At 53.3% G+C, this 16733-nt stretch carries 12 protein-coding genes; 1 reads left to right on the forward strand and 11 read right to left on the reverse strand.

Going from position 1 to position 16733, the window contains the following annotated elements; genetic code table 11:
* Positions 1-47: 47 nt before the first annotated feature.
* Entirely contained in the window at positions 48-1301 is a 1254-nt protein-coding gene (locus K6V98_RS04520; protein WP_222199340.1) for an MFS transporter, read from the reverse strand.
* Between the two features lie 336 nt (positions 1302-1637).
* Here K6V98_RS04520 and K6V98_RS04525 point away from each other — a divergent pair, with 336 nt between their 5' ends.
* Positions 1638-2612: a zinc dependent phospholipase C family protein gene (locus K6V98_RS04525; RefSeq protein WP_222199341.1), complete on the forward strand. Its 975-nt coding sequence runs from the start codon at positions 1638-1640 to the stop codon at positions 2610-2612.
* A 328-nt stretch (positions 2613-2940) separates the two neighbouring features.
* Here K6V98_RS04525 and arcC read toward each other — a convergent pair whose 3' ends face one another.
* The 10 genes from arcC to K6V98_RS04575 form a co-directional block, all read right to left on the reverse strand.
* Entirely contained in the window at positions 2941-3903 is a 963-nt protein-coding gene (gene arcC, locus K6V98_RS04530; RefSeq protein WP_222199342.1) for a carbamate kinase, read from the reverse strand.
* 299 nt (positions 3904-4202) lie between these two features.
* The gene (locus K6V98_RS04535) at positions 4203-5561 is read right to left on the reverse strand and encodes an APC family permease (RefSeq protein ID WP_222199343.1); all 1359 of its coding nucleotides are present in this window, start codon (positions 5559-5561) and stop codon (positions 4203-4205) included.
* Between the two features lie 47 nt (positions 5562-5608).
* Entirely contained in the window at positions 5609-6358 is a 750-nt protein-coding gene (locus K6V98_RS04540; protein ID WP_222199344.1) for a glutamine amidotransferase, read from the reverse strand.
* Positions 6351-7775: a MurT ligase domain-containing protein gene (locus K6V98_RS04545; RefSeq protein ID WP_222199345.1), complete on the reverse strand. Its 1425-nt coding sequence runs from the start codon at positions 7773-7775 to the stop codon at positions 6351-6353. The genes K6V98_RS04540 and K6V98_RS04545 overlap by 8 nt, the downstream gene beginning before the upstream one ends.
* Before the next feature lie 428 nt (positions 7776-8203).
* On the reverse strand, positions 8204-11767 hold the full coding sequence (gene nifJ, locus K6V98_RS04550) for a pyruvate:ferredoxin (flavodoxin) oxidoreductase (protein ID WP_222199346.1): 3564 nt from the start codon (positions 11765-11767) through the stop codon (positions 8204-8206).
* Positions 11768-12011: 244 nt separating this feature from the next.
* Positions 12012-13196 (reverse strand): cation diffusion facilitator family transporter, encoded by a 1185-nt coding sequence (locus tag K6V98_RS04555; protein WP_222199347.1) that lies wholly within the window; start codon positions 13194-13196, stop codon positions 12012-12014.
* A 229-nt stretch (positions 13197-13425) separates the two neighbouring features.
* Positions 13426-14022 (reverse strand): recombination mediator RecR, encoded by a 597-nt coding sequence (recR, locus tag K6V98_RS04560; protein WP_222199348.1) that lies wholly within the window; start codon positions 14020-14022, stop codon positions 13426-13428.
* 17 nt (positions 14023-14039) lie between these two features.
* A complete protein-coding gene (locus K6V98_RS04565) occupies positions 14040-14351 on the reverse strand; it encodes a YbaB/EbfC family nucleoid-associated protein (protein WP_222199584.1) in 312 nt (103 codons plus the stop codon).
* Positions 14352-14521: 170 nt separating this feature from the next.
* Positions 14522-15592: a peptide chain release factor 1 gene (gene prfA / locus K6V98_RS04570; protein ID WP_222199349.1), complete on the reverse strand. Its 1071-nt coding sequence runs from the start codon at positions 15590-15592 to the stop codon at positions 14522-14524.
* A gap of 226 nt (positions 15593-15818) precedes the next feature.
* On the reverse strand, positions 15819-16706 hold the full coding sequence (locus K6V98_RS04575) for an aldose 1-epimerase family protein (RefSeq protein WP_222199350.1): 888 nt from the start codon (positions 16704-16706) through the stop codon (positions 15819-15821).
* Between the last annotated feature and the right edge of the window lie 27 nt (positions 16707-16733).

The following is a 16733-nucleotide window of genomic DNA, read 5'->3' on the forward strand; positions in this document are numbered from 1 at the left end:
GCGGCACCTGTCAAGCAAGCAGACCTTGGTGGTGTCGGCGCACGAACCTAGACGGCCGCGCCCGGCATGCGGGAGAGCTTTACTAGCATGACGAAGCCCAACATGAGCAGGATCCCGATGGAAAGCACTCCTAAAGAAGGATCGTGCGTGAGCGACGTCACGACCGATACTAGCAGAGTGCCCATGACCGATGCATAGCGCCCAAAGATATCAAAAAAGCCGTAATATTCGTTTGCCCGATCCTTTGGAATCAGCCGCCCAAAGTAGCTGCGAGAAAGCGCCTGAACGCCGCCTTGGAACAGGCCAACCAGGATCGCAAGGATCCAAAACTCCACAGCGCTTTGCAGGAAAAATGCGGCAAAGGTAACAATACCCACATACGCAAGGACGGCAATGGTGATCATTTTGAGCGTGCCTACCCGGCCAGCAAGACGCCCATAGATAATGGCAGACGGGAAGGCCACGAACTGCGTTACCAGAAGCGCCAAAATGAGCTGACTCGAATCGATCCCTAAGGCCGAGCCATAGCTTGTGGCCATAGCAATGACGGTATGAACGCCATCGATATAGAAGAAAAACGCGATCATAAAGACCAAGAGCGCGCGGTTTGAAAGGATCGCACGCACGGTGCCCTTAAGTCCCACAAATGTCTCAGCAACAATTGAGGCAGCGGTCTGATTGGGACGACGCTCTTTAGCGTAGCGCTGACGATAGGTGCGGATGAGCGGCAGCGTAAAGGCAAGCCACCATATGCCCGTGATCACAAACGAGAGCCGTGTGCAAACCAAGGTCTCAAGTCCCAAAAGTGAAGGCCCTAAGAAGATGAGTGCCAAGCAGAGCATGAAAGGAATGGTGGAGCCCACATAGCCCCAAGCATAGCCTGAACTGGATACCGCATCCATACGCTCATCATCAGTGATGTCGCAAAGCATGGCGTCATAAAACGTCATCGACGAGTTCAGGCCAATGGTGCAAAGCACATAGATCACCAAAAACGGCAGCGCTCCCATGGGCAGCGCCTGAGCAAAGCAAAGCACCAAGCCGGTAAAAAACGAGCCGATAAAGAACTTGATTTTGTTGCCAGCAAAATCTGCAATTGAACCCAAAATGGGCATGAGCAGAGCCACTACCAGCGAAGCTATGGTTTGCGCATTTGCCCAAGCCGTAACCAACTCTGCAGAAGACGCTCCGGTATTGATGGCATTAAAGTAGATCGGCACAACCGATGTGCTCAAAAGTACGAGCGCCGAGTTGCCAACATCGTACATAACCCAGTTGCGCTCGAGCCTTGTATATCTCATGAAACCCCCTCGCTGTTGTCGCGCCTCATAGTACGACAGACACACCCGGGACGTCTGTAAGCTTTCTGAAAGCCCATGAACATGAAATGATCTGGTCGTTGAGCATCAATTGTCACGCAAATTGAGCGTCAGCTGTCACGCAAGTACGGAAAGCATGCTGGCATATCAGAGATGATCTGTGCGCGCACCGCATCAAGCTGTTACGTGGACACTAAAGAGATGCTGACATATCCATTACAGCTCCTCCAACAAGCGCTAGTATACTAGCAATGTTTGTAAGCGACGAGTAGCGCACTGCGCTAGAAAAGCTCCTGCTCGCTCTTTTGAGAGGAACCTATGCCCGCTCTAATTACTCACCGCCTCTTTGGCGAAGAAAGTATCACGTTACTCCCTGAAGGGCTCATCGCCAGCGCAGATGACCGCTCTGCGTTTCTTATTGCAAACCAAGGACCTGACCCCTTCTTTTTCCGGTTTCGGACGCTCAAAATCAAAGACTGCATGAGCTTGGCTCACCGCATGCATGCCTCGTTTATTACCCAGCAGTTTATGACCCTTCGCGATGGAGTCAGCCGACTACCAGCGCATGACGCAGGAACAGGGCGCGCCTTTGCCTTAGGCCTGCTCTCTCACTATATTTTGGATCGAACAGCGCATCCCTTTGTGTATGCCCAGCAATGGGGCATCCAAGAAGCTGATCCCGAGATTGCTGCAGCTGGTAACCAAATCCATGCCATTATTGAAAGCGATCTTGATGTGTTGATGCTGCAACGCAAGCGCTCAGGTGCCACTACAGAAAACTTGCCTCCCGCGAGCCTGCTTACATCGGGTGATCGGGTTGACAAGATTGGCGGCGTGCTCATGAGCTATATCGCCACCAAGGTGTATGGACTCGATGTGAATGCCAGCCAATACGGGGGCGCTGTGGCGGATATGAACCTGATCTACCGCCTGATTGAACCAGCAGGCTCCCCACGCTCCCAAACGCTTGCCGCCCTTGAGCGGCGCGTAGCTGGCTTCTCACTGTTGGGCGGTTTGGCTCACCGAGTAACAACTAAGGTTCCTCGGCGTGCAGGGAACTTGGATGAGTACCTATGGGAGAACCCCTTTACCCACCAAGCATCACGTGAGAGCTTCCCGGCTGTTTTTGATCGTGCTCTTGCAGCCTATCAAGATGCTGTTCAGCGCTTCATTGAAGGTGGAGACCTAACCGATCTCACACAACGCCTCGATTACTCAGGCTGCAGGCTCGCCCCTGATGAACAAGCGGCTCCTTCTGACGAGCCTACTAACGAGCGGCAGGTCTGCTCCTGATCGTGGGATGAGCTCAAGCGCCAATCGGTAGCCGAGCGTTGAGAATATGCCGACTACACTCAGGGGCTGGACGGGCGAACTGGAGCGCCAATCAGTACCAGCGCGCTCACTCGCGACAAAAATCGTGCGGGGCGTATTCAACAAACCGAGCTGCAGGGCAAAAAGCGAGTCCGCTGGCAGGTGGCAAAAACCAGCGAACTCGCTTATACCTCACGCAGACACCTTTTGGGTGCAAATGCTGCGCAAAAGTAGCTCAATCACGCATCGCGCCTAGAGCGCAGTTACGTGTGACACTCAATCGTTCTCGGCACCCAACCCGTAGCAGAGCCTACCCAATGATGCGGGTACCAGAAAGGCCGGCCATGGTCTCGGAGGCCTTATCCAAAGCACCAATAATGCAGGTACGGCCCTTACGGGAGCGCGCAAACTTCACCGCAGCACGCACCTTTGGCTCCATGGAACCCTTGCCAAAATGACCCTCATCAGCCAAGCGCTCAGCCTCATCGGCCGTCAGCTCTTCCAAGTCAACCTGGTCAGGTGTGCCAAAATTGATGGCAACATGCTCAACGGCGGTTAACAAGAACAAGACGTCTGCTTCGCAATCCTCGGCTAACAGCTCGCCACCCATATCTTTATCGATAACGGCAGCAATGCCTCTGTAGCAGCCCTTATTCTCGTAATCACGAACAACCGGAATGCCGCCACCGCCGCAAGCGATAACAATAAATTCGTTATCGAGCAAGTTTAAGATCGATGCAACCTCAACGATCTTTTTGGGCTCAGGACTTGCAACAACACGACGCCAACCGCGACCCGAATCCTCGGTAAATACCATCTCGGGATTTGAGGCCATAATCTCGCGTGCCTGCTCCTCGGAATAGAACGGGCCGATGGGCTTCGTGGGATCTGAGAAGGCGGGATCTTCAGGATCGCACTCAATCTGGGTAATCACGGTAGCCGCATGCCAGCGCTTATAGCGACGATGCATCTCGCGGCCAATGCCTTGCTGGAGGTGATAGCCAATATAGCCCTGGCTCATCGCTCCGCACTCAGGCAGATCCATGAGAGGCGTTCCAATGGTTTCGTGTGCCTCAGCAAAAGCATTTTGAATCATGCCAACCTGAGGGCCATTACCATGCGTAATGATGATCTCATTACCCTGCTCAATGAGGCCGAGAAGGGCATGTGCGGTGGCACCCACCTTCTCAATTTGCTCCTCTGGCGTATTGCCTAACGCGTTGCCGCCAAGAGCAACAACAATGCGATCTGGTTTTCCCATGGGCTTCGTCATACGATCCCCTTTCTTTGTAACGTGCCAACTTATTATTCACCAAGTGGCTGTTTTTATGCAATATACTCCGCCCATATCTTTCTGGAAATGAGGGATCTGAGCGACTAGGCAAACGGTCTAAAATCAGAGGTGAGCGTGAAAATAACGCCCTGATCCCTTCCTTTACTCACTATCTATCTCGCTGTGAAGACATGCAGCCATGACAAGAGCATCCGCCTCATTTCCTCATAATATGCAAAACGTTTGAAAAATGAAATGAAATATTCGCGAGCATGAGCATAGAAACAGCCAGGCTCTCCTTACGAACGCCTCGACGATATGACCCGCATAATCTCGCCTAACACAACAAAGGTCAGCACGCAGAGCAAAATGGGAAGCTTTTGACTTACCTCAGCTGCATTCAGCGGCAAGGTCGTCATGCCAATAACTAGAACCAGCTCAATCGTTGGCACGGCAAGCAAGAGATAAAGCGGCCATCCTGTGAGCGGAACGCGGTACGGACGAGGACGATTCGGATCGACCTTTCTCAAGCGCAGTAGGGCAGGAAAAAGCGCCATATAAGACATCAGCAGAAAGATCACGTTTGACGAAAAGATAATCCAAAAGATTCCGTCTGAAAACATGGGAATGAGACGCAGGCACAGGGTTGCCGAAGCGACTAGGCCATTCATGATTGCAGCACCCACTGGAATGCGGTCTTTCCCTGCGACCCGTCCAAAGATTGCTGGCATGTCCTTTTGCTCGGCGGCCTCACAGGCAATACGGCACACCCCCATCGCCCAGATTGCCATGCCTGCAAAAACCGTAGCCAAAAATCCAATAGCCACGACACGCGTGAGCAGCGCGGAGCGACCAGCAACAATGCCCACCGCATTGATGAGCCCCAGATCTTCAGCAATCGCCTCGGGAGGAGTCACAGCCGTAATGCCAAAGGAACTCAAAACACAAACGCCCGCAACAGCAAGGCCTCCTACCAGAATCGCTCGCGGTATATCGCGCTTTGGCTTTGCCATCGAGTCTGAAAAGCTGCAGATTACCTCAAAGCCCATGAAGTTAAATAAGATGACAGAAAGATAGCCGAGCGCGCTTCCTCCACGAGCAGGATCAGGCAAGAAACTCTGAAGGGTCGGCTGAATTGCAAAGCCGTGTTTGAGCGCGAAACCGATCCCCATCACTCCGGTGAGCAGCGAGATCCCCACCTTGACGACCGTGCCAACTGTGAGCAAACCCTTTGATTCAGAAAGCGGCATGAAACCGGCAATCACCACTGCCCATACAAAACCTAGCTCGATGAAGAGGCTTGTTCCAAAGTCGAGATTAACCCCAAAAATTGAACGAATGACTGCTGGGAAAAGCAGGGACAGCGAGGAGATCCAAACAGGATAGTTCACCCAGTAATAGTAAGCTGTGCGCGCTCCCCAGCTCTTGCCAAAGGCTCGGCGCACCCAATGGTAAATGCCTCCCTCATGCGGGTAGGCCGTTCCCAGCTCAGAAACAGCCATGCCATAGGGCAACAAAAAGGTTGGAATCAGTACCAACCACCAAAAGAGCTGGGCGTTGCCAATCGCGGCCATAGGAGATACGCCCTCAATGGTGAAGACGACGCAGATAACCGACGCGATTATATGTGGCAGCGAGAGCCGCTTGTTTCCCGACATATCTGCTACCTTCACCAACGGTAAGCGCGCATCATGCTGACACGCTCCTAGATGTGTATTCCTACGCCCGGGATTTTAAACTCTTGGATCCTGCGTTCCCAAGCAGCGCGTGATAAATCCTCAAACGCCAACTCGACCGGGGCTCCCGTAACAAGGCGCAGCAACCATGCGGTGAAATCGGGATTGATGGGGAGCAGAGGGCCGAGCATAGAGGTCACCAGCAAGTTGTGATGCCGGAATCCCTCCAACGACATGCCCTTTCTCAGTCCAAAGCCAACTTCATTGCGTCCAAAAAAGGACGTTTGATTGTTTCCCTCAATTTGCGTGAACTGTACCTTATAGCCAACAACCGTGCAGGGAGCCTCATCTTCAGATGGCACAAACCTGCAGAGGTTCACGTCAAAGAAGCGCTCAGGCGCGCAACGCCTTACAACTGCATCGAGAATACCGAGGCCATCAATGCGCGCACCATTCGGCTGCACAATTGTTTGAGCCAACACCTCACCAGCAGTTCCGGTAAAAAGCATTGGAACATCTGCCTCGATCAAAGCAATAAGGCGATCGCGATAGGCCTTGAGCTCCGTAATGGCAATTTCCTGGCAAAGCTCCGACATACTCCCCATAACAATGAGGTCTGGACGCGCATCAGCAAAATAAGGTCGGCTTCCTGCATGTGTCTCAATAAAACGAGCTTCTGGCAAGCACGCCTTCAGATACATCACGTTGCCATTATCTCCTGCCTGGCATCCGAAGCGAGGGTATAACACCTCAATAATTGGTTGATTAGCGCTATTCATGGAAAGCTCCTTCAACCTTAGCAATCAGCTGGTCTGTCATCTGGTGGGCAACTTCGACATTGGTCACACAGTGTGCAATGTAGACGGTATCCACGAGGTCGAAATCAACGACCTCGACTACCTCCTCTGGACTAGAGGCTATATGCGTAATGGAGCGATCGACACCTGCTAAAGCCAGACGAAGCGCAACATCTTCCGACGTCGTACCTAAGTTGATAACCTGCTTGATACTTGGATCAGCGAGGTACTCAAAATCTGCCTGATAGTACCAACCGGTAAATTCAGTGTCTTCTGGAACTTCTGCCATATGCGAGTCATGAATAACAATGACGACGGCTTTGTTGCCAGCTCCTTTGCGCACTATGTCATAGGCAACTGAATTTGCCGTTGCATTCTCGCCCTTAGCCGCTACGCAGGCAACGCGTTTTCCATGCGCCTCGCGCTCAAAAAGGCGACGCTCAGTGATAGTAACGCCCCCATCAAGCGCCCGAGCAATCTGATCGGGTGCGAGCCCCATCTCTCGGGCTGCAGAGATCACTGCCAACACGTTATAGAGGGTGGCCACAGAATATGAGCCATAGCGGTACTCATACGTGCGCGGCTCCCGATCCTTGTGCTCCGCCACAACAAAGGTCTGACGCTCACGATCAACCGACACAATCTCATAGTCTGGCAACGGGTTAGTAAGACCGCAGTGCGTGCAGTGCACCTTTCCCAGATGCCGCAGATGGCAGTACTCGTATTCAAGACTTCCGCCGCACTCTGGGCATACGGTCATGTCAGATACAATGCCCTGAGGCTCTCCTGTATCTTCTGGCAATCGAGCAATAGAAAAAAATACGCGATCCGACGAGCGCTGAGCTCCAAGACGGCAGCTCAACAGGTCATCGCCATTCAGTACAAGCTTTGAGCTTGCTGGAAGATGAGCATCCATGACGCTAAACACATAGGCCGGATCGGCGCTCCGCGTAAACGTATCGCCATAGAGATTGGTAACAATAACCATCTCAGGGTCCATATGCGGCATAACCGTGCGAAACGAAAGCTCATCGAGCTCCATGACGGCAAGTTTGCGCCGAGCATGACCAGAAAGATTTGCATGCTTTAAGAAGATGCTTTCAAAGCCGCCGACACAGTTAGCGCCAGAACGGTTGGTGATTACATCAATCTTATTAAACGCGAGCAAGTCGCATAAAAGATTTGTTGTTGTCGTCTTTCCGTTAGTTCCAGAAACAATAACGCAGTGCTCAGGCTTGCCTATATGCGCTAAAAACTGTGGATCAATCGCTCCTGCAATTGCGCCCGGAAGCTGCTCACCCGTACGACCAAGCATCCGCAATGCAGAAGCTGTGACCTTAGAAGCTATAAGCGCAAGATGGAATCGGAGTGAATGGCTACGCGGCCGCTCAGATGCCATAAAAGAATCCTTTCAACAAGACGTGCTTGTATTTTAGGAGATGCGCAACCGTGCCATCTGGCTCGAACAGACATCTTAACGTTGAAACCGCTAATCCTTCGCATGCAGATGAGCAACCAAGCAGAAACCCACTATTGTGTAAATCGCTCTCGGCGGTTCATGAGCCACCTGAACACATCACCCGCAGGATGGCTGATTACTTTTTCAAAGCCCCCCGAATATGCAACCGTTTTGGCACCCCATTTGTTCTTAAACAAGGCAAGACCACTGTCGTCATCGTAGGTCTCTGCAAAATCGAACAGCCCACACGTTTCCGCACGCACAAAAGGGGCGGAGCCTCCCTGAAGCACCTCGAAAGATACATTCAAAGGAGACCCCGCCTCAAGCTCAGCTGTAAAGCTCCGAGCTCAACGTTGCCTCAGGCAGGCTTACGCCTCGTTGTAAAGAGCCTTCAGCTTCACCAGATGCTGATAGCGCTCCATAGCCGCCTGCTCGCTTTCGGCAAACAGCTCCTCAGCACGCTCTGGGAAGAATCGTGTCAAGCTTGCATACCGAGCCTCGTTCATTAAGAACTCCTGATACCCGCCAGCTGGCTCCTTAGAGTCAAGAGCAAACTTCTTACCTGCAGGTGCCTCAGGGTTAAAGCGGAAGAGGTTCCAGTAACCGCACTCAACAGCCTTCTTCATCTCGGCCTGGCAGTTTTGCATGCCACCCTTCTTGATGGAGTGCATCTCGCAGGGGCTGTAGCCAATGATGAGTGAAGGGCCAGGATAGTTCTCGGCCTCAGTGATGGCCTTGAGCGTCTGAATGGGGTTGGCACCCATAGCAACTTGAGCCACATACACATAGCCATAGCTCATGGCAATCTCGGCCAAGCTCTTCTTCTTCGTGCTCTTACCAGCAGCGGAGAACTGAGCAACCTGACCCAAGTTGGATGCCTTCGATGCCTGACCACCCGTGTTGGAATAGACCTCAGTGTCAAAGACAAAGACGTTGACGTTATGGCCAGATGCCAAGACGTGATCCAGTCCGCCAAAGCCAATATCGTATGCCCAGCCGTCGCCACCAAGGATCCAGAAGGACTTCTTGGTGAGATATGCCCTATCGGCCAAGATCTCTGCTGCACGCTCGCACTCAGAACCCTTGCAGGCCTCAATCAGCGTTTCAGCAGCTGCCTTACTTGCCTCAACGTCGCCTCGAGCATCGAGCCACGCTTGTGCAGCGGCCTTGAGCTCATCCGTTGCCTTATCGCAGGTGAGCATCTCTTGTGCTGCTGCAACCAGCTTGTTTTGCACTGCCTCATAACCTAAGGCCAGACCCAAACCGTGCTCGGCATTGTCCTCAAACAAGGAGTTATTCCATGCCGGACCATGACCATTTGCATCAGTAGTGAACGGGCAGCGAGCTGCGGGGTTGCCCCAAATGGAGGAGCAGCCGGTTGCATTGGAGATGAACATGCGCTCGCCGGAAACCTGCGTGATAAGGCGGGCATAGGCCGTCTCGGCACAGCCAGCGCAGGAGCCAGAGAACTCAAGCAACGGCTTCTTGAACTGGGTTCCTACCAGCGTGTTATTAATGAGAGCTGGCTTTTCTGCCACATTTGCCACGCAGTAGTTAAAGACCTCTTGCTGGTCGAGTTCATCATCAATGGGCACCATGCTCAAGGCATCCTTCGGGCAGACCTTGGCGCAGTTCGTGCAGCCCATGCAATCGAGCGGTGAAACGGAGATCGTGAGCTTCATGCCCTTGCCCTTGGGGTTGCGCACATCGATCGTACGGAGATTCTCCGGAGCAGCCGCTACCTCTTCGTCAGTTAAGGCAAAAGGACGAATAGATGCGTGCGGGCAAACATAAGCGCACTGGTTGCACTGGATGCACTTCGACTCATCCCAATGCGGAACCTGTACAGCTACGCCACGCTTCTCAAAGGCAGAAGCGCCGAGGACAAACTGACCATCTTCGTGCCCCATGAAGGCAGATACGGGCAGGGAGTCTCCCTCCATACGAGAGATAGGCTCCATAATCTCGCGCACCTGCTTCACGATGGCTGCACGAGCCTCATCGGTAAGCTCAGAAGTATCCTCAGCTGCATCGCGCTCGGTCTCAACGTCTTTGCCCTCAAGCCACGACTCAGGCACTTCAAACTTCTTGAAGGCCGTAGCGCCTGCGTCAATTGCCTTGTGGTTAGCCTCAACGATGGCCTGACCCTTCTTGGCATACGACTTAGTGGCGGCGTCCTTCATATACTGAATGGCGTCCGCCTCTGGAAGCACACCGGCAAGCGCGAAGAAGGCAGACTGAAGCACCGTATTGGTGCGCTTGCCCATGCCAACGCTTTCTGCCAAGCCAATGGCATCAATCAGGTAGATCGTAATATTGTTCTGAGCAACATAGCGCTTGGCTTCTGCCGGCATATGCTGTGAGAACTCTTCGGGCGTCCACTGGCAGTTGACCAAGAACACACCACCGGGCTTAACATCGCGAACCATCTTGAAGCCCTTGATGATATAGCTCGGATTGTGGCAGGCCACAAAGTCCGCCTTGGCAACATAGTAAGACGAACGAATCGGAGCATCGCCAAAGCGCAGGTGCGAGATGGTAATACCGCCGGTCTTCTTTGAGTCGTACTGGAAGTAGGCCTGTACGTACTTGTTGGTATGGTCGCCAATGATCTTGATTGAGTTCTTGTTGGCACCCACGGTACCGTCTCCGCCAAGGCCCCAGAACTTGCACTCAATCGTGCCCTCTGCTGCCGTGTTGGGAACATCTGCCTGCTCAGGCAAGGAGAGATGCGTCACGTCGTCAACAATGCCCACAGTAAACTCGCGTGCCGGGCTGTCCTTGGCAAGTTCCTCAAAGATGGCGAAGGCAGATGCCGGGCCGGTATCCTTTGAGCCCAAGCCATAACGGCCGCCCACAACAGTGATACCGGTCTTGTTGGTCTCATACAGAGCCGTTACCACGTCTTGGTAGAGCGGCTCGCCAATGGAGCCTGGCTCCTTCGTGCGATCCATAACGGCGATCTTTTTCACCGTCTCAGGAAGCACATCTACGAAATGGCTGATAGAGAAGGGACGGAACAGGCGAACCTTTACCAGGCCAACCTTTTCGCCATGTGCATTCAGGTAGTCAATGACTTCCTCAAGGGTGTCGCAGAACGAACCCATGCAGATTACAACGCGGTCTGCATCGGGAGCTCCATAGTAGTTAAAGAGACCATAGTCGGTTCCCAGCTTGGCATTAACCTTGGCCATATACTTCTCAACAACTGCGGGAAGCTCGTTGTACAAGGTATTGCATGCCTCGCGATGCTGGAAGAACACGTCTCCATCTTCATGCGAACCACGGGCAGCCGGGCGCTCGGGATTGAGCGAATGATCGCGGAATGCCTGAACAGCATCCATATTGCACATCTCTTTGAGATCAGCGTAATCCCAGGTAGCAACCTTTTGAATCTCATGAGAAGTGCGGAAGCCATCAAAGAAGTTAACAAAAGGCACGCGACCCTCAATAGCGGCCAAGTGAGCCACTGGCGAGAGATCCATGACCTCTTGTACGTTGCCCTCAGCAAGCATGGCAAAGCCGGTCTGGCGGCACGCCATAACATCTGAGTGATCACCAAAGATGTTCAGGGCATGGGTAGCTACCGTACGCGCACTCACGTGGAATACGCCAGGCAGACCCTCGCCAGCGATCTTGTACATATTGGGGATCATGAGCAACAGGCCTTGGGAGGCCGTATAGGTTGTGGTGAGAGCGCCCGAACCCAGCGAGCCGTGTACCGTACCTGCGGCACCAGCCTCAGACTGCATCTCTACCACGTTAACTGGCGTACCGAAGATATTCTTCATGCCCTTTGCGGACCACTGGTCCACGTGATCTGCCATGGGACTCGATGGTGTAATGGGATAGATTCCCGCCACCTCGGTGAACGCATACGAGACAAAAGCAGCAGCCTCGTTGCCATCCATGGACTTATACGTGCGATCCATGTACCCCTCTCCTCTCTTTTGGTGCACGATAGCGCCCCGGCGTGGGCGCAGCCGACATGCATCCATTACATCTATTGTAACGCTCAGACAACACGGTTGCAGGGAGCGGTCAGAGGTCTTGCGTTCCTTGGCGACCCCGCTTGTTTGCCCAAGCTCAAAATGGGTTGTGCGTACGCTTTGTGCAGGTTCTTACGCCGCCTCCCCCACGACTCAAAACCCGCGCTTCCGTATATCCCCGCTTCTACTATTGCTGAGAACTCACGTATGAGTGATCCACGGTAATTTTGCAAACGGCATCGGGATACTGGTCACGCACCAGTTTAGAAAGGCGAGCCTTGAGCTCGCGGTCAGTCATCAGCAGGTCGGCCGGGCGCACACAATCAAAGACAACATTGGTGTGCGTAGGGCCTAAAACACGGCGCACATCATGAACCGTAAGCCCGGGATGTACGGTTTCTACCTCAGCGGCCAGCCAATTGCGCAAGTCGTCCAAACCGGGATCATCGGTAACGATTGGATCGTAGTGCAAGGTCATAATGAGCCCTTCCTCAGTGAGGAAGTCTTGCTCAATATTGTCAATCAAATCATGCGTAGCCAGAGGATCTGACTCTGCCGCCATCTCCACATGAGCACTCGCAAACTGCCTGCCAGGGCCATAGTCGTGCACCATAAGATCGTGAGTTCCAAGCACACCGGGATAGCTTAAGATGCGTTCCTTGATTCGCGCTACCTGTTTTGGCGACGGCGCTTCTCCTAAGAGCGGATTGACCGTATCGCGCACGAGCCCAAAGCCACTCACTAAAATAAAGGCACCAACAGCCAAGCCAGCCCAGCCATCTAAATCAAGACCAGTTGCAGCTGTAACGCCTGTGCAAACGAGTACAACCGCCGTTGCAAGCACATCATTTCGAGAATCCACGGCAGCGGCAATGAGCGGCTCTGAATCAATGCGAAGACCTGCAGCACGATTGAAAACTGCCATCCAAAGCTTGATTACTATCGAAAACACCAAGGCCAGTACTGAAGCGACGCTCGTACTCACCGGCACGGGATCGATCAGCTCAGCAATGGAACTGCGGATCAGCTCAATGCCCACCGCAGCCACCAGCACGGCCACAACCAAACCAGCAAGATACTCAAAGCGCCCATGCCCATACGGATGCTCGCGGTCTGCCGGTCTACTCGCCAGCTTAAAGCCAACGAGGCTCACAATATTGCTGGAAGCATCTGAGAGGTTATTCATGGCATCTGCCACAATGGCAACTGAACCCACCGTAAGACCCGCCACACCCTTTGCAAGGCAGAGCAAGAGGTTGAGCCCGATGGAAATCAAGCTCGATACCTGACCAAGCCGCGTTCGTGCCTCAGCAGCAGGAGCCTCACTTGCAGCCTCAACACCTAAGATGCGCTCAATAAGCCAACGTGTCATGAATCCCTCACCTGCATGCTCAACCATCCGCTATTTCTCAATCGTCTTACCGTGGGTACGTGGTGCAAAACGCCAACGAAACATGATCGCTCGAGCGCACCCACAGTCACTCTGCCTCATCCACAAAGCAATCCACGGAAGTCGCGCCCGCACCTCGCACCACGCCCAGAACACGCCCTGCGGCTCGTATCACAGCTTGTAGATGCGCCCGAGACTCAAGCCACCGCACCTAAATCGTTCTGCGTGCCTCGATTGCTCTACCTAAGGTTAGCTCATCGGCATACTCAAGATCCCCGCCTACCGGCAAACCACTCGCTAAGCGGCTGACCGAGATCTCGAGCGGCTTGATGGTACGTGCTAAATAGCTCGCCGTCGTTTCCCCTTCAATATTGGGATTGGTGGCAATAATGACCTCTTCAATATCTTCAGAACCCAAGCGAGCAAGCAGTTCACGCACATGGAGCTGGTCAGGCCCGATCTTATCCATGGGAGAAATCACACCACCGAGCACATGGTAGAGCCCGTGATAGCTGCCCGTTCGCTCAATGGCCGAGATATCACGGGGCTCTCCAACCACGCAGATCAGGCGCTGATCACGGCTTGGATCCATACAGATCGAGCACTCATCTTGTGTCGCATAATTAAAGCACCGGCTACAAAAATGCACCTGCTCCTTTACGCGACGAATTGCATCGGAGAGACGACGCGCTTCCTCAGCATCAGCCTCAAGCAAATAATAGGCAATCCGCTGAGCTGACTTAGGACCGATACCTGGTAGGCGACCAAGCTCATCGAGAAGGATTTGAAGGCTGCGATCTGCAGACATAGAGGATGACCGCCGCCTTAAAACGGCATACCCGGGAGGTTAAGCCCACCGGTGACTGCACTCATCTGGCGACTTGCAATCTCGCTCACACCACGCTGAGCCTCATTTACGGCAGCAACAATCATATCCTGCAGCATCTCAATGTCGTCAGGATCAACTGCCTCCGGGTCAATAGTGATGGACTCGAGCATCATCGAACCATTGACGGTAACCTTTACCATGCCACCGCCAGCAGAAGCATCCACCGTTGTGGATGTAAGCTCCTCTTCTACCTTCGCCATCTGCTCTTGCATCTTGCGCGCCTGCTGCATCATCTGGTTCATGTTCATAGCCACAGGAGGCCTCCTCATCGCTTCTATTCACCGAGCATAGAGGCGGTGCAAAAACCGCCATCAACATCAGGCATGGTACCACGAGAAACGTGTAAACCTGCGCCCTAGATCGAAGGCTTCTCCTCGGTCTGTTGAGATGTACAGCTCAGATCTTTTGCTCGCTTGTCTTAGTCAACGGCAGCGGCAAGCTTCTCCGCACGGTCAGCCGCAGCGAGAGCATCGATGACCTGCGGCAACTGATCGGCGAGCAAGACACCGTTATACGTGCTATTAAAGCCAATGCGATGATCGGTCACGCGATCTTGCGGCTGGTTATAGGTGCGGATCTTCTCCGAACGATTACCATGTCCGATTTGGCTTTGACGCTCCGCCCCAAGCTCTGCCTGCTGGCGCTGAAGCTCCTGCTCATAGAGGCGGGCGCGCAACATCTGCATGCAGACCTCGCGGTTTTGAATCTGGCTACGCTGCTCTTGCGACTGAACCACCGTGTTGGTTGGCAGGTGCGTAATGCGCACCGCCGAGTAGGTGGTGTTCACGCACTGACCACCCGGGCCAGAAGCGCAATAGGTATCGATGCGCAGATCCGTTGGGTCAATCTTAATATCAATATCTTCGGCCTCAGGCAAAACAGCTACCGTTGCCGTAGAGGTCTGAATACGACCCTGACTCTCAGTCTTTGGTACACGCTGCACGCGATGCACACCACTCTCGTACTTCATAACGGAGTAGACCTTGTCTCCTGTGACCTTAAACTCGATGCTCTTAAAGCCGCCAATCTCGCTGGGGCTTGAATCGAGCACCTCGATCTTCCACTTATGCAGCTCGCAAAAATGCTGATACATCTTAAAGAGGTCGCCGGCAAACAGGGCAGCCTCATCGCCGCCTGCAGCAGAGCGGATCTCTACAATCGTGTTCTTCTCATCGTTCGGGTCACCCGGGATGAGCATGAATTTAATCTCTTCTTCAAGCTGTGGCAGCTTTGCTTCATTTTCAGAGATCTCCATCTGAAGCATCTCTTTTTCATCTGCATCAGAGGTATCGCGAAGCATCTCTTTAGCAGCCTCAATATCATCAAGAGCGCCAATGTACTCGCGGGCATGAGCTACGAGATCGGCCTGATGCGAATGCTCTTTTGCAAGGCGCATATACTCTTTTTGATCAGCAACAACAGCTGGATCCGAGAGCTTCTTTTCAAGCTCAAGATAGGCATTGATGAGTTTTTCTAACTTGTCGCGCATGGGTCATTCCTTCGTTCGATAGGCGGGCGGAAGCGGCGGGCAATCTATGCCCTTCAGCTGAGCTAGAGCTTATCGAGGGTGGATGACATACCTCTCCTTGCATCGACGGTTCCCGTGCACGTATACCCACGCGCCTCGAGATTAAACCAGAAGAGCTTACCACAGGATGAATCCCTACTACCTGCTCGTAGCTGCGCGTATGAAAACCCAAGCGTGCGAGCGGCGCTTACACGATTGTAATCGTGAAGGTTACACTCTTCTTTTCATCAGGGTTGAGTACCATCATGCCTTCTCGGTGCTCCAATACATCATCATCGGTATCAAGAGCTGCATGCGTCATCCAAGGTTCAAGTGCTACAAACGGAGCGTCTGGAGCCATAGACCAAATGCCAATAAAGCCAAAGCCGGGAAACTCCATTCGAATCGCCCGCCCACCCTGGCGGCTCTTGAGCGTCACCGTATTCTTGGGAACATCGGCCAGCATAACGGTGTCATAGGCAAACAAAGGACGCGTGAGCGGCAAGGCGTCAGAATCCGTAAGCACCTCAAACGGATCGGCGTACGACATAATGCCACCCTCGATCATCTTAGGAGAGGTAGCGCTCCACGGCTGCTCAAATGCAATCTCGTAATCTTCAAACGCCTTGCCACCATCTCCGGGGATCGGCACATTAAACGCAGGATGGCCACCCACTGAGCAGGGCATGGGTGTGTCGCTTCGATTTTCTACAACAAAGGTCTGAGCTAAGCTCGAAGCTCCTTTGAGCTCATAGGTTGTTTGCAAAGAGAAGCAATACGGGAAGATCTCGCGGGTCTCTGCACGATCAGTCAGCTCAAATGTCACCGACGTTCCATCTGGAGCTGTGCGAATCAGCTCATGCTCATAGTCGCGGGCAAACCCATGCTTGGGCAGGCGGCACTCACCTACGGCCGAGCGCAATACGTCAAAGCCAGGAGCTCCGGCATTGGGAAAGAGATTGGGCGCGGTTTTTGCCCAATAGGCAGGGTCGCGCTGCCACAAGAACTCATCTCCATGCAACGAGAGGCTCATAAGCTGAGCGCCTGCAGAGTCAATTGAAGCTGAAAGAGCCTCGTGAGTAATCGTGGTGAGCATAGATTCTCCTTCCCCAAAGAGCGCGAC

The sequence above is a fragment of the Collinsella ureilytica genome, assembly GCF_019795105.1.
Taxonomy (GTDB): domain Bacteria; phylum Actinomycetota; class Coriobacteriia; order Coriobacteriales; family Coriobacteriaceae; genus Collinsella; species Collinsella ureilytica.